Here is a 19,811-nt window from a genome sequence, read left to right on the forward strand (position 1 = left end):
GAACATGCCGGGTCATGATGGCGGGTTTCCTTCCGCGGGCAGCAGTGGCGTGTTCGGTGCCGGCGCCGGAGCGGCGTCGTCGACCGTTGAGCCCGGCGGGGCCGCAGGCAGCAGCATCGCGTCGACCGACGGTGACGGCTGCACAGGGATATTGGAGATGATGGTCGGCGGCGCCGGTATCGGTGCGCCCGGGTAGAGCGCCGGAGACGGGATGGCCGGCGCATCGCGGTCGGGCTGGTAGATCCCCGGCGGTCCCGGTGGCGCACCCCAACCGGGGGGCGGCGGGATGTCGCCTGCGCCGGTGTAGGCGGAGACGGTCGGCCGCGGCTCGGGCGGGTCGCCGGGCCCGGCTCCGCCGGGCGCCAGTTTCGGGTCGGTGTAGATCATCCGCTTGGGATCGATCGCCGGCCTGAGATAGGCGTTGATCGGGAACGGGATGTTGTTGAAGTTCAACAGCCGCGCCGCGGGCCCGAGGTATTGCGCGCAGAGCTTGGCGGTCTCGGGCGCGCTGACGTTGGCGACGGCGCCGATCATGCCGCAGATGATCTGCGTCGGGTTCGAGAAGTTGTTGAAGGCGAACGCGCCGGTGACCGCACCGCTGTTCGGGTAGTAGATGTTCTCGAAGTTCGCGATCGCGTTCGGTGTGATGTGCAGGACGTTCTCCAGCGCAAGCCGGTTGTCCACCAACACCTGCGTCACGTTTGCCAGCCGCTGTACCTGTTCCGACGTCTGGTCACGGCTGCCTGCCACGAAGCGCTGCACCTCGCCGATGGCGACCGACAGGTCCGACAGCGCCGCGTCGAGATCGGATCTGTTGTCGTCGAGGACGCTGGTCAGACTTGCCAGCCGGTTCTGGAACTGGACGATCTGCTGCTTGCTGTCCCGCATCGCAGTGACGAAGATCTGCAGGTTCTTGATGATGTCGACGATGTTGCCGCTGCCTTCGGCAAAAATCCTTGCAGCGCCGGACAATTGGGACAGGGTGCTGCGCAGCTTCTCGCCGTTGCCGTCGAGCGCGTTGGCCGCGCTGTCGACGAATCGGGAGACCGAGGTGCCGTCCACGCCCTTGTCCGGGCCCAACTCGGTGGCCAGCCGCATCAGCTGGTCCTTCACCTCGTCCCACTCCACCGGGACCGCGGTCTGGCTCTGCGGGATCACGCCGCCGTCCCGCATGGTCGGCCCGTCGCCCTCTCGGTAGGCCGGCGTGAGTTGCACATACCGCGCGGCAACCAGGTTCTGGGCGACGATCACCGCTTTCGCGCCCTCCGGTACCGGGACGCCGCGGTCGATGCTCATGCTGATCTTCGTCTGCGTGCCCTCCGGGGTGATCGCCTCGATCTTGCCGACCTTCACCCCGGCCACGCGCACCTCGTCCCCGGCATAGATGGCGGTGGCCGTCGAGAAGTACGCGTTGATGTTCGTGGGGCCGAAGAATGCCTTCTTCACGAGATAACCTCCGCCGGCCACCAGGACGACGGCCAGCAGGATCGCGGTCCAGGCCGCGAGGCGCTTACGGGTTGCCATCATCGGGGAGGTCTCCTGGCTGCGGGATGCCGTTGACGGGGAACGGGAGCTCGGCGCGCGGTCCAACCGCGTCCGGTGGCTGCCCGGCGTTCACACCGCGGCGGAACCCGAATGCATAGTCGAGGAACGGCTGCAGCAGCTGGCCGAAGATCAGGTTCGGCACGAATGCGTTGTAGTACGCGCCGTTCGAGACGATCTCACCCTGGGTCAAATAGTATTTCGCGGCGCCGGGCAGCATCTTGGCCAGGCTGTCACGGTTGCGCTCCAGCATCGCGGTGACGCTGTTCAACTGCTCGAGCGTCGGACGCAGTTCGGCCTCGTTGTCGGCCACCACTCCGGTCAGCTGCCGGGAGACCGCGGAGATGCTCGCCAGCAGGCTGGTGATGGCATAGCGACGTTCGTCGAGCACCGCCAGAAGGTCGTTGGCGTTGAGGATCAGCGCGTTCACCTGACTGCTGCGCTCGGAGAAGATCTGGGTGACATCGCCTGCCGTGCGCAGCAGTTCGGCCAGGCTCTCGTTGCGGTTGTTGAGCGACTGCGACACCCGCGAGAGGCCGTCGAAGGTCGGCCCGAGCTGTGGGGACACCTGATCGAGCGTCTGCGCGAGGGTGTCGAGCGACTGGTTGAGCGCCTGGGTGTTGGTGTCGCGGGTGTTGGCGGTCAGCTCGCCGACCGCGTCGGTCAACGAGTACGGCGAGGTGGTCCGGCTGGTCGGGATGACCTGGTCGGGCGAGAGCGTGCCGCTGCCTTCGGATTCCAGCGTCAGCACGCGCTCACCGAGCAGGCTGCCGGTGCGGATGTGGGCGGTGGTGTCCGAACCCAGCGCGTACTTGCTGTTGATCGTGAACTTGACCAGGGCGTCGCCGTTGTCGAGTTCGATCGACGACACCGACCCGACCTTGATGCCCGACACGGTCACGTCGTTGCCGCTCACCAGCCCACCGGCCTCGGTGAACAGCGCCTGGTAGCGCAACGCGGTCGCCCACGAGATCAGCCGTTCCGGCTGGAGTCCGACGACGATGACCAGGATGATGACGGCCACGCCGATGAAGCCTGCCCGGACGAGCTGAGGGCCGCGGTATTTGAGCATTACTCGTCCACGCACCTTCCGGTCTCTTGTTTGATCCAGGGGAACACCACCGTGCGGCCCTCCAGATCACTGGCGCGGAACGTGACACCGCAGATGTAGTACGGGAAGAACGCGCCGTACGACCCGACGCGTGCGAGCTTGCGATAGATCTCGGGGAGCCGCTGGATGGTGGCCTCGAGGCGCTCCAAATCGGTGTTGAGCACCGGAGCCAGCCGGTGCAACTGGTCGACGGTGCCTGCGAGGGGGGACCTGGCACGACCGAGCAGATCGGCCAGTGAGGTCGTTCCGTTGTCCAGCGACTCGATGGCTGTGCCGATCGGGTCGCGGTCCTGCGAGAGCCCGGAGATCAACTGCTCGAGTTTGTCGATGGCTCCGGAGAACTCGTCCCCGTCCTTGGACAGTGTGTCCAGCACCGTGCGCAGTTCGTCGATCAACTGCTCGATCACCTGGTTGTTGTCGGCCAGCGAGTTGCTGAACGACGAGGTCTTGCTGAACAGCGATTCCAGCGTGCCGCCCTGACCCTGCAGTATCTGCACCAGGGATCCGGTGAGCGCGTTGACATCCTGCGGGTTCAGGCCCTGGATGACCGGTTTGAGCCCGCCCAGCAGCAGATCCAGATCGAGCGCAGGCGCGGTGCGCTCCTCGGGGATCTGCGATCCGACCGGCAGGATCTTCGTCGAATCCGGCGTGTCGACGAGCTCGACGTAGCGGTCCCCCACCAGGTTCAGATACCGGATCGCGACCTTCGTCCCAGTGGTCAGCTGGGTGCTGCGGTCGGCCTCGAAGGTCACCAGCACCTTGCGATCGGGCTGGAGTTCGACGCCGTTGACAGTGCCGACGCGAATACCGGCGATCCTGACCGTGTCGCCCGTCTTCAGCCGGGAGGCATCGGTGAAGACAGCCGAATACTCCTCGCTCGCACCGGTTCTGGCATCGCTGAAGACGAGGAACACGAAGGCCGTCAGCAGCACGCTGACGATCGCGAACACCCCCAGCTTGATCAGCGTCGGTAGCAACCGCGTCATCCCGGCATTCCGATCTGTGGGCTGTTGCGCGGCGGACCGTCGAGCGGCCCGTAGAGCCAGTTCTTGAGTCCCTCGGAGTTCAGCAGGATGCCGGCGTTGCCGTACTGCGCGGGGTTCGAGCCGACATCGCCGACGATGAACGGCGGCCTGAACTCAGCCGGCTGCTCGGGCAGACCGAGTTCCTCGCAGAAGTCGGCGCCGCCGCTGGAGGCTGCGACCTTCGGCAGGTCACCGGGGTAGCGGTAGCGCTCGACACCGAGGGTCAGGCCGGCGTTGACCAGGATGCCCGAGTACTGCGGCGGGGACTTCGCGAACGGGATGAGGCCGCCGACACCGCACCAGATCGACTCCCGGTACTTGTTGAGCAGCTCCGACGTCGGCACCAGCTCGCGGAGAAGGTCGGTCAGCGCCTGCTGGTTTCCGCCGACGACCTCGTTGCCGATGTCGGCGAGACCGATGCTGCTGACCAGGAAGGCGTCGAGGTTCTGCTGCTGGTCGACGATGGAATTGCTCACCGACGTGGTGCTCTGGATGGTCGACAGGAAATCCGGTGTCGCATCGGCGTACGCGGTCAGCGTGGGCACCAGGGCCTCCATGTCGCGCGACAGGTTCGGCAGGCTCGGCTCGAGCTCGGCGAGCAGCGCGTTGAAGTCGACGAGGGTCTTGCCGAACTGCTCACCGCGTCCGTTGAACGCCGACGAGATCGCGCCAAGCGTCTCGTTGAGCTTCGCCGGGTCGATCTTGTCCAGCACGTTCACCAGTTGCTGGAACACCGTGTTCACCTCGACGGTGACGTGCCGGTTCTCGATGATCTGACCGGCCGCAAGTCGCGTCGGCTCGGGATCGGGCGGCGGCACCATTTCCACGAATTTGGCGCCGAACACGGTGGTGGAGGCGATGTCGACGAGAACATTCGACGGGATCAGTTTCAGCTGGTCCGGATTCATCGCCAGGTGCAGCACGGCTTTGCCGTCGGCGCGTTCCTCGATCGAGGACACCTGGCCGACCTGGACGCCACGCATCTTCACCCGGGCCTCGGGGTTCATCACCAGGCCTGCCCGGTCGGCGATCACCGTCACCGGCACCGTGCTGGTGAAACTGCCACGGAACAGGCCGATCGCCATGGCGATGATGAGCCCGAAGACCACGATGGTGCCGAGTCCGGCCAGGGCGGCGTAATTCCGGCCGCCGGTGTTGCTCTGCGCCATGATCCCCCCTAACCCGACAGGTTGAAGTTGCCGTTGGAGCCGTAGACCGACAGGGACACCAGAAGGGTCACCGACACCACGACGATGAGCGAGGTGCGCACGGCGTTGCCCACAGCGTTACCCACCCCCGACGGCCCCCCCGACGCGAAATAGCCGAAGTAAGTGTGCACCAGCAGAATCGAGATCGCCATCAAAATGGCCTGAAGGAATGACCACAAAAGGTCGATCGGGTTGAGGAACGTGTCGAAGTAATGCGAGTACAGCCCGCCGGACTGCCCGAGCAAGAACACCGTGGTGAACTGGCTGGCCACGAACGACAGGATGACCGCGATCGCGTACAGCGGTGTCACTGCGACCATTCCGGCCACGATCCGGGTGCTCACCAGGTACTCGACCGGCCGGATGCCCATGGACTCGAGCGCGTCGATCTCCTCGTTGATGCGCATGGCGCCCAACTGTGCGGTGACGCCGGCGCCGAAGGTGGCGGCGAGGCCGATGCCGGCCACCACCGGAGCGGCGATGCGCACATTGATGAACGCCGCCAAAAAGCCCGTCAGCGCCTCGATGCCGATGTTGCCCAGCGAGCTGTAGCCCTGGATCGCCAGCACGCCGCCGGTGGCCAGGGTCAGGAATCCGACGATCACGACGGTGCCGCCGATCATCGCCAAGGTGCCCGCGCCCATGGAGATCTCGGCGATCAGCCGGATGATCTCCTTGCGGAAGTGCACGGCGGCATGCGGGGTGCCCGCCAGCGCCCGGCCGTAGAACATGGTGTGGTCGCCGATGCGGCTCAGCGTTCCCACCGGCCGACTGAGCTGCTTGGCGATGCGCGGGTACGTGGCCCGAAGCGTGGTCAGGGTTCCCATGTCTAGCCCGTCGTCATCTGGATGCCGATGGCGGTGACCACCACGTTGATCACGAACAGCGCCATGAACGCGTACACCACCGTCTCGTTGACCGCGTTACCGACCGCCTTGGCGCCGCCACCGGTGATCGTCAGCCCGCGGTAGCAGGCGACCATGCCGGCGATCAATCCGAACAGCGCGGCCTTGACACAGGAGATGATCACCTCGGGCACCCCGGTCAGCAGCGTGATGCCCGCAGCGAACGCGCCGGGGTTGACGTCCTGGACGAACACCGAGAACACATAGCCGCCGAGGATGCCGATGATCACCACCAGGCTGTTGAGCAACAGCGCGACCAGGCCCGAGGCGAGCATGCGCGGCGTCACCAGTCGCTGAACCGGGTTGATGCCCAGCACCTCCATCGCCTCGATCTCCTCGCGGATCGTGCGAGAGCCCAGGTCGGCACACATCGCGGTCGCACCCGCGCCGGCCACGATCAGCACCGTCACCATCGGGCCCAGCTGCGTCACCGCGCCGAACGCCGCACCGGCCCCTGACAGATCCGCCGCGCCCAGTTCGCGCAGCAGGATGTTCAGCGTGAACGACACCAACGTGGTGAACGGGATCGCCACCAGCAGCGTCGGCGCCAGCGACACCCGGGCGACGAACCAGGACTGCTCCAGGAACTCGCGCCACTGGAACGGCCTGCGGAAAATGAATCGGATGGCATCGGCGAACATCGCGAACAATCCGCCGACCGCCTGCATCGGCGCCGATGCCCGACCCAGGTTCACCCCTGTCGTCCACCGTTCAGCCATCGGATCCGGGTCCTTCCAGGATGGTGACCGCCGACACCGCTGTCGGGCCACCGATATTGTGCGCCAACCCTATCCGTGCACCGTCCACCTGATTGACCGCCTCCCCGCGCAACTGACCGAAGATCTCGACGCACTGCGCGACGCCGGTGGCTCCCGGCGGATGTCCCTTCGCCTTGAGCCCACCGCTCGGATTGACCGGCAGTGCTCCCCCGACGGTGGTCGTCTCGGTCTCGACGAGCTTGTGGGCCTCGAAGCGGTCGGCGAACCCGAGGTCTTCGTAACTGATCAGTTCAATGCCGGTGAAGTAGTCGTGCACCTCGGCGACGTCCACGTCGGCCGGTGAGAGTCCCGCCATTCCGAACGCCCTCTTGGCCGCCCGCACCGTCGCGGGGAACGTGGTCATGTCCGGCTTGTGCGGATACATCACAGAATCCAGCCCGAGTCCGACCCCGCGGATCCACACCGGCCGGTCGGTGAACCGGTCCACCACGTCCTCGGCCGCCAGCACGAGGGCGGCGGCTCCGTCGCTCTGCGGCGCGCAGTCGTAGACGCCGAACGGGTCGACCACCATCGGCGCGGACATCGCCTGCTCGACGGTGATCTCGAAGCGCAACCGGGCCTTGGGATTGTCCACGGCGTGCCGGTGGTTCTTGACGGCGATCATCGCCAGGTGCTCGCGCGTCGCCGGTGACTCGTGCAGGTAGCGCCGGACGTGCAGGGCGAATCCGGCGGGCGCGACGAGACCCAGCGGGTGGTCCCACGCCATGTCGCGGGTCATCGCCTCCCAGCCCCACAGCATGTCCTTGGTCGCGACCTCGCGCAGCTTGTCCGCACCCATCACCAGTGCGACGTCGGCCGCACCCGAGGCGACACCGTACAGGGCGTTGCGGACGGCGTCATTGCCGGTGGCACAGGAGTTCTCGATGTGTGTGACGGGCAGGTCGTGCAGATCGAGGGTGTCGGCGAGGATGCCGGACGGGAAACCGTCCGTCGTTCCCATCGCGCCGAACCAGGCGGCGTCGAGGTCGGCTTTGGACATGCCCTTGTCGACGCTGGCGGCACAGTCGGCGAAGGCCATCGCCAGGAGATCCTTGATGCCGAAGGCGAAATGCTCGGCGAACGGCGTCATTCCGGCGCCGACGACGGCGACCTTCCTCATGCCGCACCCGCGGAGCGGTCGCACAGCGACTCGCGCGACGATGCCGCGTCGGGTTCAAAGGCATACCCGTAGTCGGGCACACCGGAGCGCACGGCGATCCGGCGCAGCGCCAGCCGGCCACGGTCACCGATGTCCACCGAACCCGGGGCCGCACCGGTCACCTTGACCAACGCCCGCACCGCCACCCCGTCGAGCTCGACGATCACCAGGGAGTACGGCGAGCGCAGGCCGGGCACCGGAATCCGCACGGTGGCTTCGGTGTAGACGGTTCCCGTCTTCGGCAGCGGAACCAGCTCGTAGTCGGTGCTCAGCGAGCAGTCCTCGCCGACCCGGTACCGCGGCGGGAAGTCGAGCTGGTCGCTGCCGGCGTATCTGCCTGCTTCCCAACGAACTTTGGCTTCGAAGGCGCGTTCGTAGGCGGCCAGCGAGATCGGCAGATCCGCGCCGGGGGTGACGCCGCCGTCCGGCAACGGACGTGCCGCCGGTTCTCGTCGATTCACCTGAGCCTCGCCGCCTGCGACCGTGATCCCGGAAAGACTTGCCTGCTCGACCGCAACCAAGGGGCCAATGGTATCGGACTCGGTAAGGCTTGCGAGCGCGAATAATCCGGCACTTGCTCCATAAGTCGGCATATGTGGCGGCGTGCCCGCACACAGCTCCGTCACCTTGTCGTACTCCACGCCGGCGACCGCGACGGGCGTGTCCAACCACGCTGCCGACAGCGATGCCAGCAAGCCTCGCTCGTGCAGCAGCCGCGGATCTCCATAGTCGTGCACCACCCCGACCGCGTTGCGGGTGCGGACGGGCAGGCTGCGGGCCACCCGGGCGGCGGTGCGCACCTTCCTGCCGTGGTCGGCGGTCAGGATCGCCGCGGCGCCCGCCGGATCCAGGTCGACGCCGATGATCAGCGAGCGGGGCCGTGCCGAGCTCACCGCGTCGAGCGTCGCGGGAGCCCCGCCCAACCGCTCGTCGACCTCGAGCTCCGGGTCCAGTCCGAGGCCGGCAAGCAGCACCGCGGCGTTGCTGCTCACCACCGGCGGCAGGTCACGGCTGACCAGCACCACCCGCTCGACCGCTCCACCGGCGTCCAGCGCCGCGCGGCCGGCTTCGACCGCCATCGTGATCGCATCCTCGTCGTCGCCCGCCACCCGGTGCCGGGGTGTTCCCCAGCACGGGAGGTAGGTCCCGATGGAAGCGATGTGTGGCATGGGTTTTTGAGCGACCTTTCTAGGTGACGGCGCCGGCAGTCTTGAGCTCGATGATGCGGTCCCAGTCCAGGCCGAGCTCGGCCAGGATGTCGTCGGTCTGCTCGGCGAACCCCGGCGCCGGGCCGGTCCGCGGTGCGGCGACGTCGAACTGCACCGGGTTGGCGACCAGTTCGAGCTCGCCGGCCTGCACCATGTACTCGTTGGCCCTGACCTGCGCGTCCTGGGCGGCCTGCAGGGTGTCCTGCACGGGCGCCCACGGCCCGGCGAGCGTGGAGAACCGCTCACTCCACTCGACCAGGGGCCGCTTCTTCATCGCCTCGGTGAGGATCTCGTTGGCCGCTGCGGTGTTCTCGGCGATCGACTCCGCCGTGGCGAACCGGGGGTCGTCGGCGAGCTCGGTGAGGTCCATGTGCTGGCACACGTCGGCCCAGAACTTCGTGGGCTGCATCATCACGAACGAGATGTAGCGGTCGTCGGCGGTGGGGTACAGCCCGACGAGCGGGTTGATGGGCGAGCCGTGCACGCCGGGCGGGAAGGCCTCCATGCGTTCGCCGAGATGGTTGGTCAGCGCCACGGTGTGGCCCATCGACCACAGCCCACTGCCCAGCAGCGAGACGTCCACGACCGAAGGTTCGCCGGTGCGCTCGCGCTTCAGCAGCGCTGCGGCGATACCGCCTGCGAGATTGGTGCCGGAGATGGTGTCGCCGTAGGCGGGCCCGGGCGGTCCGATCATGCCGGGCATGTCGGGAGGTGTGATGGTGCGGGCCGTGCCTGCACGGCACCAGAAGGCCGTCATGTCATAGCCCCCCTTCACCGCTTCCTCGCCGCGCGGCCCCAACGCGCTACCCCTTGCATAGATGATGTCGGGCTTGACGGCACGGATGTCGTCGATATCGATACCGAATTTCTTACGGTGCCCCGGCAGGAAGCTGGTGAGGAACACGTCGGCCCGGCGGGCCAGTTCGAGCAGCACATCCCTGCCCTCCGGCACCGACATGTCCAGTCCGATGCTGCGCTTGCCCCGGTTGGCGTGCTCGATGTTCGGATTGGGGTCGCCCTCGACGCGCAACAACCCGGTCTGCCTCAGGCCACGCTGCGGGTCCCCCGTCACCGCATGCTCGACCTTGATCACGTCGGCGCCCCATTCGCCGAGCACCGCACCCGCCGACGGCACGAAGCCGTACATCGCGACCTCGAGCACGCGGATGCCCTCGAGTGGCCCGGTCACATTTCCCGGGTCGCGTCGCTCCTGCCCGCCGGAACTCACGACACCACCCGCGCGAAGGTCTTGGTCTCGAGGAACTCCTCGAGACCCGCGGTGCCCATCTCGCGGCCGATGCCGGACTGCTTGTATCCGCCGAAGGGCGTGTCGGGGTTGAAGTAGTTGCCGCCGTTGATCGAGAAGGTGCCGGTACGGATACGCCGGGCGAGCGCCAGCGCGCGCTCCTCGCTGCCGAACACGGCGCCCGACAACCCGTAGATGGAGTTGTTGGCGATCCGCACCGCGTCGTCGTCGTCGGAGTAGGTGATCACCACGAGCACCGGTCCGAACACCTCTTCCTGGGCGATCTCGCTGTCCGGATGCACGTCGGCGAGCAGCGTGGGCGTGTAGAAGTAGCCGGGATCGACCTTCTCGCCGCCGGTGACCAGGGTGGCGCCGGCCTGCACTGCGCGCTGCACCATGCCGTCGACCTTGTCGCGCTGCTTCTCGCTGATCAGAGGACCCATGTAAACGGACGGGTCGACTGGATTTCCGAAGCGCACGTGCCCGAAGTTGTTCTTGATCAGCTCGACGATCTCGTCCTCGCGGGCCTCCGGCACGAGCAGTCGCGACGTGAGCGCGCAGCCCTGTCCGGCGTGCGTCACCATGCTGAACGCGGAGAACAGCGCGGCCATGCTGAAGTCGGCGTCGTCGAGCACGATCGCGGCCGACTTCCCGCCGAGTTCGAGGAACACCTTCTTGAGCGTCTCGCTGGCGGCGGCCATGATTCGGCGGCCGGTCGGCGTCGATCCGGTGAAGGTGACCATGTCGACGTCCGGGCTGGTCGTCAGCACCGCGCCCACCTCGGGATCGGCGCCGGAGAGCACGTTGACGACGCCGGCCGGAATGTCGGTGTGCTCGGCGATCAGCTCACCGAGGGCGAGGGTGATCAGCGGGGTGTCCGGCGCAGACTTGAGCACCACGGTGCAGCCGGCGGCCAGCGCGGGCGCCAGCTTCGCCAGCGCCAGCTGGTTGGGGTAGTTGTAGGCGATGATCGCGGCGACGACGCCCGCGGCTTCCTTCTCGACCCACCGGTGGTGCTGCATACCGCGGCTCTCGATGTTGCCGAGGTCCTCGGTCATCGGATAGCTCTTCAGCAGATCCGCGTAGTAGCGCACGATCCCGATCGGCTGGTCCAGCTGCGCGCCCTGGCACAGCGACTCCGTCGCGCCCACCTCCGCGATGGTGAGGGCGGCGAGTTCGTCGCGGTGCTCGACCAGCGTGCTGTGCAGCTGTTCGAGGCAGCGCACCCGCAGCTCGACATCGGTCGCCCAGGCGGACTCGTCGAACGCCCGCCGGGCCGCGTCGACCGCGGCGCGGGCATCGGCGACCGTGGCGTCCGGCGCGTGACCGAGCACCTCGCCGGTGGCCGGATTGAGAGAGGGAAACGTCCGCTCGGTCTCGATTAGGCGCCCGTCGATCAGCAGTCTCCGGTCGGCCTTGTGTTCGGACGTCCCGGCACTGTGCGGGGCGATGGAGTCGGCCCCCGGGACGTCTTCCGAGATGGTCGGCGTTTCCTGCATCATCCTCCTAGCGGCACATGTGATGGAAATTTCATTCTCATCGAGGGCGAATCATACATTCACCCAGTGAGAACTCAAGGTTGCGTAGACCGGCTAGTCATAGGCTTACGGTGCCGGGTGAGCAGCATAGGACCCGCTTGACCGCGACGTTTCGAATCTTGCAGAATCGCCACCTCCGAGAGTACGGTTCTCATAATCGGAAGGAAGATTCTTGACGTCTGCGACGACCGCGATCGACCCGGCCGCCCCCTCGAGCGCCGCCGGGCCCACCCCAGCTGAGGCCACCGCAGCGAGGTTCCCAGCGTGAAGAATGCCGTGGTCACCGGAGGCGGCTCCGGTATCGGCGCCGCCATCGTCGCCCGCCTGCGCGCCGACGGCCATCACGTCGCGATCCTCGATTTGAACCCCGGCGACGACGAGTTCGCCTTCGCCGCCGACGTCACCGACCGCGGTCAGGTCGACGACGCCCTGACGGCGGTGCGCGCCAAGCTCGGCCCGATCTCCATCCTGGTCAACGGCGCCGGCCTGGACAGCTTCAAGAAGTTCCACGACGTCACCTTCGAGCGCTGGCAGCGCGTCATCGACGTCAACCTCAACGGCGTCTTCCACTGCGTCCAGGCCGTACTGCCCGACATGATCGAAACCGGCTGGGGCCGCATCGTCAACATCTCGTCGTCGAGCACCCATTCGGGCGCCCCGTACATGGCGCCCTATGTGGCGGCCAAATCGGCGGTCAACGGGCTGACGAAGACGCTGGCGCTCGAGTACGGCCCGGCCGGGATCACGGTCAACGCCGTGCCGCCGGGTTTCATCGACACCCCGATGATGCGGGCGGCAGCCGAGAAAGGGTTCCTCGGCGACCTCGACCAGACCATCGCGGCAACGCCGGTGCGGCGGATGGGCCGGCCCGAGGACATCGCCGCGGCGTGCGCCTTCCTCATCTCCGAGGAGGCCGGCTACATCACCGGCCAGATCCTGGGCGTCAACGGCGGCCGGAACACCTGAACCGCCTCAGCCGGACATCGACCAAGAAACGAAAGGACACCACTGTGGGACGCGTTGAGGGCAAAGTCGCTTTCATCACCGGTGCAGCGCGCGGTCAAGGCCGCAGCCATGCCATCCGGCTGGCCGAGGAAGGCGCCGACATCATCGCCGTCGACATCTGCGCCGACATCGACACCGTCGGATACCCCCTGGCCCGGCCGGAGGACCTCGAGGAGACCGCGCAGTACGTCGAGAAGGCGGGCCGCAAGGCGGTCATCGCCCAGGCCGACGTGCGTGACGCGGCTGCGCTCAAGGCGGCGCTGGACAACGGGGTTGCCGAACTGGGACACCTCGACATCGTCGTCGCCCAGGCCGGCATCGCCGCGATGAAGGGCGCCCCGGCGATGCAGGCGTGGACCGACGGCATCAACACCAACTTCGTCGGCACCATCAACGCCATCCAGGTGGCGCTCCCCCACCTGAAGGAAGGCGCCTCGATCATCGCGACGGCGTCGGCCGCCGCGCTGATGGACGCCTCGAAGAAGGACCGTCCCGGCGCCGATCCCGGCGGGATGGGCTACATGACCTCCAAGCGCCTCATCTCCCAGTACGTGCACGACCTGGCGACCGAACTGGCGGTCCGCAGCATCCGTGCCAACGTGATCCACCCGACCAACTGCAACACCGACATGCTGCAGAGCGAGCCGATGTACCGCTCGTTCCGGCCGGACCTCGAGAAGCCGACCCGCGCGGACGCCGAACTGGCGTTCGGGGTGCAGCAGGCCATGCCGGTGCCGTACATCGAGCCCGAGGACATCACCAACGCCGTGCTGTGGCTGGCCTCCGACGAGTCGCGATTCGTCACCGGCATGCAGCTGCGGGTCGACGCGGGCGGTTACCTCAAGTGGTACGACTACCACGTCTGATTCCGTTGCGCCGCAACATGGTTAGCCGACTGGAGGAAAGCAGTGAAGGTCTCAGTTGACGGCACGCGCTGCCAGGGCCACACGTTGTGCTCGATGATCGCTCCCGACTCCTTCGAACTCGACGACGTCGACGGCCACGCGTCGCCGGTGAACGAGGACGTTCCCGGGGACCAGGAGGAGCAGGTGGCAGAGGCCGCACACTCCTGCCCCGAACAGGCGATCGTCATCGAATGACTCCCACTACCCAGCAGGTCCCGCTCCAGGCAGAGGAGACGACCACGTGAGCATCGACGACGGTGTCACGACCGACGGCGACCGCAAGAAGAACACGTACCACTTCGACCGGCACACACCGGAGTACCGCCTGCAGTTCCAGAAGATCACCGAGGAGATGCAGGCCAAGTGTCCGATGGCGTGGACCGACACCTACGACGGGCACTGGGTGGCCGCCGACAGCAGGCACGTGTTCGAATTGGCTCGCTGTCCCGTGGTGTCCAATCACCACGACATCACCGGTGAGACCCCGTTCAAGGGCATCACGATCCCGAAGGCCAGTCGCGCCACCGTCGTTCGCGGCGGCATCCTCGAGATGGACGAGCCGGAGCACAGCTCCTACCGCGGTGCGCTGAACCCGTACCTGTCCCCTGCCGCGATCAAGCGCTGGGAGCCATTCGTCGACGAGATCACTCGCGCCGCGCTCGACGAGCACATCGCGTCGGGCCGCATCGACTTCGTCGAGCACCTCGCCAACGTGGTGCCCGCGGTGTTCACGCTCGCGATGATGGGCATCGAGCTGAAGAAGTGGAACGTCTACAGCGAGCCCACCCACGCGTCGGTGTACACCCCCGAGCACTCCCCAGAGCGCGAGAAGATCAACGAGCAGCACCGGGAGATGGGCATCGACCTCATCACCAACATGATGGAGATACGCGACAACCCGCGGCCGGGCCTGGTGAACGCTTTGGTGCAGTTGCGCATCGACGGCGAACCGGCACCGGACATGGAGATCCTCGGGAATCTCGGACTCATCATCGGTGGCGGGTTCGACACCACCACCGCGCTCACCGCGCACGCCCTGGAATGGCTTGGTGAGCATCCCGACGAACGCGAGCGGCTGTCCCGAGAACGCACGAAGCTGCTGCATCCCGCCACCGAGGAGTTCCTCCGGTTCTTCACACCCGCGCCCGGCGACGGGCGCACCTTCGCCGACGACGTGGAGGTCGAGGGCCAGCAGTTCAAGAAGTACGAGCGACTGTGGCTGTCCTGGGCGATGGCCAACCGCGACCCGTCGGTGTTCGACAAGCCGAGCGAGATCATGCTCGACCGGAAGGGCAACCGGCACTTCAGCTTCGGTATCGGCGTTCACCGCTGTGTCGGCTCGAACGTCGCCCGCACGGTGTTCAAGTCGATGCTGACCGCGGTGCTCGACCGGATGCCCGACTACGTGTGTGACCCCGAGGGCGCCGTGCACTACGACACCATCGGCGTCATCCAGGGCATGCGCAACCTGCCCGCGACCTTCACCCCCTCCGACCCGCTGGGCCCCGGTCTGGACGAGACGATCGACAAGTTGCAGCGGATCTGCAACGAGCAGGAGCTCGCCCGGCCCATCACCGAGCGCAAGGAACCGGCGGTAATCGACTGATCTCCATGCCGAGGTCGAGGCGAAATGGTTCTATGGGCCGGGGGAAGAACGGGAGGGAAGAAGCAGTGAAGCTCGTCAGGGCCGGCATCTCAACCGCCGCTGCGGCGTTCGCCGTCGCCGTGTTCACCGTGACCGCGATGGTCACGGCCCCGCCCGCATCCGCGATGCGCCTGGGCAACTATGACCTGCTCACGAACCGCTACGACCGGGCATCGTGGATGTGGTACCTCTCCTTCTGCGTTCCGGAGAAGAGCGCCGACTGCGCCAAGGTCAGCGCGCGGCCGCGGTTGAAGTTCTACGAGTACTACGAGAACAAGGCCTATCTCAAGGACGGTCGCTGGACGTTGGTCGTCGACGTGCCGGACGGTCTCCGGTGCCCCGGATACAATCTCCCGACCCGCGAAACCTACGTCTGGGACGACGTCACACTCGCCGGCACGATCGACTCCCGGTACAACGTCGGCTGCTTCAACGGCCCGCCCGGCACCCAGTTCTGGACGTTCGCGCTGCGGCGGCTGTAGCCGCCCGCGCCTGTCCCACGGCGGTGGTCGCGCTGTAACGACCAGAACCCTTGGAACGACATGCTGTTAGCCTGTAAAAGAAAGCGGGCAACAACCTGTCGGAACGGGGTAGAAGCAGTTATGAAGCGTGCAAGAGTGCTGGCGGCAATCGGTGGTGGACTGGCGGTCTCCGCCCTGAGCCTCTCGGCCGGAGTGGCGTCCGCGCAGCCGAATCTGGATGCGGTCGTGAACACGACGTGTAGCTACGACCAGGTGATCGCGGCGCTGAACGACCAGCGGCCCGATCTCGCCGCCGAGGTGAATTCGTCGCCGGGGTTCCAGGGGCAGCTGCGCAGCTTCCTGGCGTCGGGGCCGGCCCAGCGGCAGCAGACCGTGAACTTCCTGAAGGGCAGCTCGATGGCACAGGCCTACCTGGGGCCCATCGTGCAGATCTCAGGATCCTGCAGCAACTACTGATGTGACGGCGTCGGGGCCGGTCGCCATGAGCGACCGGCCCCGACGTCGTTTCTCAGCCGCGGGGCAGTCCTAGCACCTGCGTGGCGATGATGTTGCGCTGGATCTCCGACGTGCCGCCCGCGATCGTCCCCGAGAAGCTGCGGGAGAAGCGCTCGAACCAGCTCGCGAAGTAGTGGTCGAGGTTCATGTGCTCGTAGCGGCCGGTGGTCGAGGGATGCACGAGTCCGTCGGCCCCCGCGGCGGTCAGTGCGGTGTCCGCGGCGCGCATCTCGGCCTCCGAACCGAACAGCTTGAGCACCGACACCGATGCGGTGTCCGACTCGCCACGGGCGGCACGCGCCAGACCCGCCGAGCCCATCGCCCGCAGCGCCTGATAATCCATGATCATCGACGCGTACTGGTCGCGTTCGATCTCAGTGTGCGGTTCGAAGTCGGCGATCATGTTGTCGATGCGGTCGGCGAAGCCGAGCCACATCATGGTGCGCTCGTGGCCGAGTGAACCGTTGGCCACCTTCCAGCCGCCGTTCAGCGGTCCGACGAGGTTCTCGGCGGGCACCCGCACGTCGGTGAAGAAGACCTCGTTGAAGTCCTTGTTCTCCTCCCCGCACAGGTCGGCGAACGGCCGGCAGACGACTCCGGGCAGGTCGGTCGGGATGATCAGCACGCTGATCCCCTTGTGCTTGGGCGCGTCGGGGTCGGTGCGCACGAAGGTCAGCAGGAAATCGGCGTCGTGGGCACCGGAGGTCCACACCTTCTGGCCGTTGACCACGAAGTCGTCGCCGTCGCGCACGGCCCGGGTGCGCAGCGACGCCAGGTCCGAGCCCGCACTCGGCTCGCTCATCCCCAGCGACGCGGTGATCTCACCTTTGAGTACCGGCACCGCCCAGCGCTGCTTGTGTTCGTCGGACCCGAACGAGATCAACGACGCCGCAACGATGTTCACGCCCTGCGGGTTGAAGCTGTGGTAGATGCGGCGCCGGCAGAGCTCGTCGAGATGGACGAAGGTCTGCAGCACCGACGCGTTGCGGCCGCCGAACTCCGGCGGCTGTGCGGGCAGCAGCCATCCGTTGTCGAACAGCAACCGCTGCCAGTCACGGGCCCACTGCGGCATGTGCGACACCGAGCGCGGCCGCTCGAGCGTGTCGGCCTCGTCGGGCAGGTGCTCGTCGAGGAAGGCGGCGAACTCGGCCCGGAACTCCTCGACATCGGAATCGAAGGTCAGCTGCATCTAGAAACCCCTGTACTCCTCGGCGATCCGGGCCCGGTGCTCGGCGGCGCCGCCGAGCAGGAGCTCACCGGCCTTCGCCCGCTTCAGCGCGAACTGCAGGTCGTTCTCCCAGGTGAAGCCCATGGCGCCGAACAGTTGCAAGCCGTGCCGGAACACGATGGACTGACACTCACCCGCTGAGGCCTTGGCCATCGCCGCCGCCATCCGGCGGCGCGGGTCGTCGGCCGCGATGGTCAGCGCGGCGAAATACGACAGGGCCCGGGCCCGTTCGATGGCGACGTGCATGTCGACCGCCTTGTGCTGAACGGCCTGGAACGAACCGATGGGTACCCCGAACTGGTGTCGCTGCTTGGCGTGGTCGAGCGCCAGGTCCAGAATCCGCTGGCAGGCGCCGACCATCGTGATCGCCATGCCGGTCAGCGCGAGATGGTGCGCCTTCTCCGCGTCGACGTGCACCCGGGCGGCGTCGGAGACCCGCACTCCGTGGAACGACACCTCGGCCACGTGCAGCACCGGATCGAACACCGGGCTGCGGCGCGACGACACCTCCGCGGCCTCGACGAGGAAGACCCCGGCCTCGGTGACCACGGCCAGCCGGTCGGCCCGGTCACCGTCGACGACGTTGCGGGCGATGCCGTCGAGCACCCAACCCTCGGCGTCGCGGTGGGCACTCACTCCGGAGTAGACCGCCGCGCCCGCCTGCTGCGGGTCGTACCGGTCGGCCGCCAGCGGCGCGTACTGGGTCAGCGTCGCGAGAAAGGGTGTCGGGTCGGTGGCCCGACCCAGCTCCTCGCAGACGATGGCGAGCTCGACGGTGTTCTCCTGGTCCGTCAGCTCGGTCCAGCCGGCGTCGACGTACAGCTTCCACAGCGGGGTGGGGTCACCCTCGGGTGAGTCAGGGTCTTCGGCCACGCTGCGGACCAGCGAGGGTGGGCACTGCTTGGTCACCGCGTCGCGCACGGTCTCCTGCCACAGCCGCTGATCGGCATCGAACTCGAGTAGCATCCGGCGCCTCCTGGTGCGATGTCACGACCCCAGGAGAATAGCATTCTCGCAACGTGTCGCCCCGTTCTCCCGCAACGGTCATGAGATTACCTAAGCAGTCTGCTGGGCGACTGACCAGCAGGCACGCTCACCTGCACAGATGCGGGTATTCGGCAAGAGAACAGAATTCTTGCCTTTGAAGAACTAGCATTTACACTGGGGGCAGGTCCGGCTCCGCCGCGCGTCGTCTTCGACGGTGCGCAGCCCGCGCGAACCGGACGAACACGGAGGTCAGCCTTGGTCATGGAGCACCCCGACGGGACGCGTACACCCGTCATCGATGCGAGCGTGCACATCTTCTGCAAGTCGAACAAGGACCTGCGGCAGAACTTCCTGCGGGAGCCGTTCCGCAGCCGGGGTTTTCCCGACTACGAGATGGACTGGTACGGGGCGCCCGGTGGCGAATACGCCAAGGGCACCACCGGCCCCGACAAGCAGTACCCCGGCTCCGACCCGGACATCGTCGCGCGCCACCTGTTCGACGAGCGCGGCGTGGACGTGGCGATCCTGCACCCGATGGGCCGCGGCATCATGCCGGACCGGCACCTCGGGTCCGCGCTCGCCGCCGGGCACAACGAGATGATGGTGACGCGCTGGCTGGACGACAGCGCACACGGCGAGCGATTCCGGGGCACCATCCGGGTCAATCCCGACGACATCACCGGTGCGCTGCGCGAGATCGCCAAGTACAAGGACCACCCACGGGTGGTGCAGATCGGCGTGCCGCTGCAGTCGCGCGAGTTGTACGGCAAGCCGCAGTTCTGGCCGCTGTGGGAGGCGGCCGTCGACGCTGGGCTGCCGGTGGCCGTGCACTTCGAGGTCGGCTCGGGAGTGATGCTGCCGCCCACCCCGAACGGCATCACCCGGACCTACGAGCAGTTCGTCGGCTTCACCGCGATGAACTTCCTCTACCACCTGATGAACATGATCGCCGAGGGCGTTTTCGAGCGCATGCCCACGCTGAAGTTCGTCTGGGCAGACGGCGCCGCGGACATGCTGACGCCGTTCATGTGGCGGATGGACTGTTTCGGCAGGCCCCATCTCGAGCAGACGCCGTGGGCGCCGAGGATGCCGAGCGACTACCTGCCCGGTCACACCTACTTCATCCAGGGCGCGCTCGACGGCCCGGGCGACGTCGGCTTCGCCGGTGAGTGGGCGGGCTTCACCGGCAAGGACGACATGGTGATGTACGGGTCGAGCTACCCGCACTGGCAGCTCAACGATCTGTCGGTACCCAGCTCCTACAGCGCCGAGCAGCGCGACAAGTTGTGCTGGCGCAACGCCGCGGAGCTGTACGGCATCGAAATTCCTGTCATCGCATCCGCAAGTGCTGCACAGTAGAGGTA

19 protein-coding genes are annotated in these 19,811 nt (G+C 66.9%); 7 read left to right on the forward strand and 12 right to left on the reverse strand.

Going from position 1 to position 19,811, the window contains the following annotated elements; translation table 11 throughout:
• Positions 1 to 12: 12 nt before the first annotated feature.
• The 10 genes from O6P37_RS07590 to O6P37_RS07635 are packed head-to-tail and all read right to left on the reverse strand — an operon-like array spanning position 13 to position 11,661.
• Complete coding sequence (locus O6P37_RS07590; protein ID WP_269893474.1) at positions 13 to 1,527, reverse strand: MCE family protein; 1,515 nt, start codon at positions 1,525 to 1,527, stop codon at positions 13 to 15.
• Positions 1,511 to 2,614, reverse strand: a complete 1,104-nt coding sequence (locus O6P37_RS07595; protein WP_269893475.1) for an MCE family protein — start codon at positions 2,612 to 2,614, stop codon at positions 1,511 to 1,513. The genes O6P37_RS07590 and O6P37_RS07595 overlap by 17 nt, the downstream gene beginning before the upstream one ends.
• Complete coding sequence (locus O6P37_RS07600) at positions 2,614 to 3,639, reverse strand: MCE family protein (RefSeq protein ID WP_269893476.1); 1,026 nt, start codon at positions 3,637 to 3,639, stop codon at positions 2,614 to 2,616. The genes O6P37_RS07595 and O6P37_RS07600 overlap by 1 nt, the downstream gene beginning before the upstream one ends.
• Positions 3,636 to 4,847 carry an MCE family protein gene (locus tag O6P37_RS07605; protein WP_269893477.1) on the reverse strand — a complete coding sequence of 404 codons (1,212 nt, stop codon included), beginning with the start codon at positions 4,845 to 4,847 and terminating at the stop codon, positions 3,636 to 3,638. Before O6P37_RS07605 ends, O6P37_RS07600 begins: the two co-directional genes overlap by 4 nt.
• A gap of 8 nt (positions 4,848 to 4,855) precedes the next feature.
• Positions 4,856 to 5,713, reverse strand: a complete 858-nt coding sequence (locus O6P37_RS07610; protein WP_269893478.1) for an MlaE family ABC transporter permease — start codon at positions 5,711 to 5,713, stop codon at positions 4,856 to 4,858.
• A gap of 2 nt (positions 5,714 to 5,715) precedes the next feature.
• The gene (locus tag O6P37_RS07615; protein ID WP_269893479.1) at positions 5,716 to 6,510 is read right to left on the reverse strand and encodes an MlaE family ABC transporter permease; all 795 of its coding nucleotides are present in this window, start codon (positions 6,508 to 6,510) and stop codon (positions 5,716 to 5,718) included.
• On the reverse strand, positions 6,503 to 7,669 hold the full coding sequence (locus tag O6P37_RS07620) for a thiolase C-terminal domain-containing protein (RefSeq protein WP_269893480.1): 1,167 nt from the start codon (positions 7,667 to 7,669) through the stop codon (positions 6,503 to 6,505). Before O6P37_RS07620 ends, O6P37_RS07615 begins: the two co-directional genes overlap by 8 nt.
• Complete coding sequence (locus O6P37_RS07625; RefSeq protein ID WP_269893481.1) at positions 7,666 to 8,877, reverse strand: OB-fold domain-containing protein; 1,212 nt, start codon at positions 8,875 to 8,877, stop codon at positions 7,666 to 7,668. The genes O6P37_RS07620 and O6P37_RS07625 overlap by 4 nt, the downstream gene beginning before the upstream one ends.
• 19 nt (positions 8,878 to 8,896) lie before the next feature.
• Positions 8,897 to 10,105, reverse strand: coding sequence for a CaiB/BaiF CoA transferase family protein (locus tag O6P37_RS07630; protein ID WP_269893661.1), 1,209 nt, complete (start codon positions 10,103 to 10,105; stop codon positions 8,897 to 8,899).
• 35 nt (positions 10,106 to 10,140) lie between these two features.
• On the reverse strand, positions 10,141 to 11,661 hold the full coding sequence (locus tag O6P37_RS07635) for an aldehyde dehydrogenase family protein (RefSeq protein ID WP_269893482.1): 1,521 nt from the start codon (positions 11,659 to 11,661) through the stop codon (positions 10,141 to 10,143).
• A 303-nt stretch (positions 11,662 to 11,964) separates the two neighbouring features.
• Here O6P37_RS07635 and O6P37_RS07640 point away from each other — a divergent pair, with 303 nt between their 5' ends.
• From O6P37_RS07640 to O6P37_RS07665, 6 genes are all read left to right on the forward strand, one after another.
• Positions 11,965 to 12,666 carry an SDR family NAD(P)-dependent oxidoreductase gene (locus tag O6P37_RS07640; RefSeq protein ID WP_269893483.1) on the forward strand — a complete coding sequence of 234 codons (702 nt, stop codon included), beginning with the start codon at positions 11,965 to 11,967 and terminating at the stop codon, positions 12,664 to 12,666.
• Positions 12,667 to 12,710: 44 nt separating this feature from the next.
• A complete protein-coding gene (locus O6P37_RS07645; RefSeq protein WP_269893484.1) occupies positions 12,711 to 13,571 on the forward strand; it encodes a mycofactocin-coupled SDR family oxidoreductase in 861 nt (286 codons plus the stop codon).
• 42 nt (positions 13,572 to 13,613) lie between these two features.
• Positions 13,614 to 13,805 (forward strand): ferredoxin, encoded by a 192-nt coding sequence (locus tag O6P37_RS07650; protein ID WP_269893485.1) that lies wholly within the window; start codon positions 13,614 to 13,616, stop codon positions 13,803 to 13,805.
• A gap of 46 nt (positions 13,806 to 13,851) precedes the next feature.
• The gene (locus tag O6P37_RS07655) at positions 13,852 to 15,216 is read left to right on the forward strand and encodes a cytochrome P450 (protein WP_269893486.1); all 1,365 of its coding nucleotides are present in this window, start codon (positions 13,852 to 13,854) and stop codon (positions 15,214 to 15,216) included.
• Positions 15,217 to 15,353: 137 nt separating this feature from the next.
• On the forward strand, positions 15,354 to 15,737 hold the full coding sequence (locus tag O6P37_RS07660) for a hypothetical protein (protein WP_408633133.1): 384 nt from the start codon (positions 15,354 to 15,356) through the stop codon (positions 15,735 to 15,737).
• Positions 15,738 to 15,857: 120 nt separating this feature from the next.
• Positions 15,858 to 16,193 carry a hemophore-related protein gene (locus tag O6P37_RS07665; protein WP_264015538.1) on the forward strand — a complete coding sequence of 112 codons (336 nt, stop codon included), beginning with the start codon at positions 15,858 to 15,860 and terminating at the stop codon, positions 16,191 to 16,193.
• A gap of 52 nt (positions 16,194 to 16,245) precedes the next feature.
• On the opposite strand, the gene O6P37_RS07670 is transcribed toward O6P37_RS07665, so the two are convergent.
• Complete coding sequence (locus O6P37_RS07670; RefSeq protein ID WP_269893488.1) at positions 16,246 to 17,421, reverse strand: acyl-CoA dehydrogenase family protein; 1,176 nt, start codon at positions 17,419 to 17,421, stop codon at positions 16,246 to 16,248.
• Positions 17,422 to 18,426, reverse strand: coding sequence for an acyl-CoA dehydrogenase family protein (locus O6P37_RS07675; RefSeq protein WP_269893489.1), 1,005 nt, complete (start codon positions 18,424 to 18,426; stop codon positions 17,422 to 17,424).
• Between the two features lie 282 nt (positions 18,427 to 18,708).
• Here O6P37_RS07675 and O6P37_RS07680 point away from each other — a divergent pair, with 282 nt between their 5' ends.
• Entirely contained in the window at positions 18,709 to 19,806 is a 1,098-nt protein-coding gene (locus tag O6P37_RS07680; RefSeq protein WP_269893490.1) for an amidohydrolase family protein, read from the forward strand.
• Positions 19,807 to 19,811 lie beyond the last annotated feature (5 nt).

The organism is Mycobacterium hippophais (assembly GCF_027529605.1).
Taxonomy (GTDB): Bacteria; Actinomycetota; Actinomycetes; order Mycobacteriales; family Mycobacteriaceae; genus Mycobacterium; species Mycobacterium arseniciresistens.

Bases quoted from the DNA above. Each gene is read 5' to 3' on its own strand.
- O6P37_RS07605 (WP_269893477.1), bottom strand. From the start codon at position 4,847: ATGGCGCAGAGCAACACCGGCGGCCGGAATTACGCCGCCCTGGCCGGA.
- O6P37_RS07625 (WP_269893481.1), bottom strand. From the start codon at position 8,877: ATGCCACACATCGCTTCCATCGGGACCTACCTCCCGTGCTGGGGAACA.
- O6P37_RS07590 (WP_269893474.1), bottom strand. From the start codon at position 1,527: ATGATGGCAACCCGTAAGCGCCTCGCGGCCTGGACCGCGATCCTGCTG.
- O6P37_RS07665 (WP_264015538.1), top strand. From the start codon at position 15,858: ATGAAGCGTGCAAGAGTGCTGGCGGCAATCGGTGGTGGACTGGCGGTC.
- O6P37_RS07660 (WP_408633133.1), top strand. From the start codon at position 15,354: ATGGTCACGGCCCCGCCCGCATCCGCGATGCGCCTGGGCAACTATGAC.
- O6P37_RS07595 (WP_269893475.1), bottom strand. From the start codon at position 2,614: ATGCTCAAATACCGCGGCCCTCAGCTCGTCCGGGCAGGCTTCATCGGC.
- O6P37_RS07610 (WP_269893478.1), bottom strand. From the start codon at position 5,713: ATGGGAACCCTGACCACGCTTCGGGCCACGTACCCGCGCATCGCCAAG.
- O6P37_RS07670 (WP_269893488.1), bottom strand. From the start codon at position 17,421: ATGCAGCTGACCTTCGATTCCGATGTCGAGGAGTTCCGGGCCGAGTTC.
- O6P37_RS07600 (WP_269893476.1), bottom strand. From the start codon at position 3,639: ATGACGCGGTTGCTACCGACGCTGATCAAGCTGGGGGTGTTCGCGATC.
- O6P37_RS07635 (WP_269893482.1), bottom strand. From the start codon at position 11,661: ATGCAGGAAACGCCGACCATCTCGGAAGACGTCCCGGGGGCCGACTCC.
- O6P37_RS07620 (WP_269893480.1), bottom strand. From the start codon at position 7,669: ATGAGGAAGGTCGCCGTCGTCGGCGCCGGAATGACGCCGTTCGCCGAG.
- O6P37_RS07680 (WP_269893490.1), top strand. From the start codon at position 18,709: ATGGAGCACCCCGACGGGACGCGTACACCCGTCATCGATGCGAGCGTG.
- O6P37_RS07615 (WP_269893479.1), bottom strand. From the start codon at position 6,510: ATGGCTGAACGGTGGACGACAGGGGTGAACCTGGGTCGGGCATCGGCG.
- O6P37_RS07675 (WP_269893489.1), bottom strand. From the start codon at position 18,426: ATGCTACTCGAGTTCGATGCCGATCAGCGGCTGTGGCAGGAGACCGTG.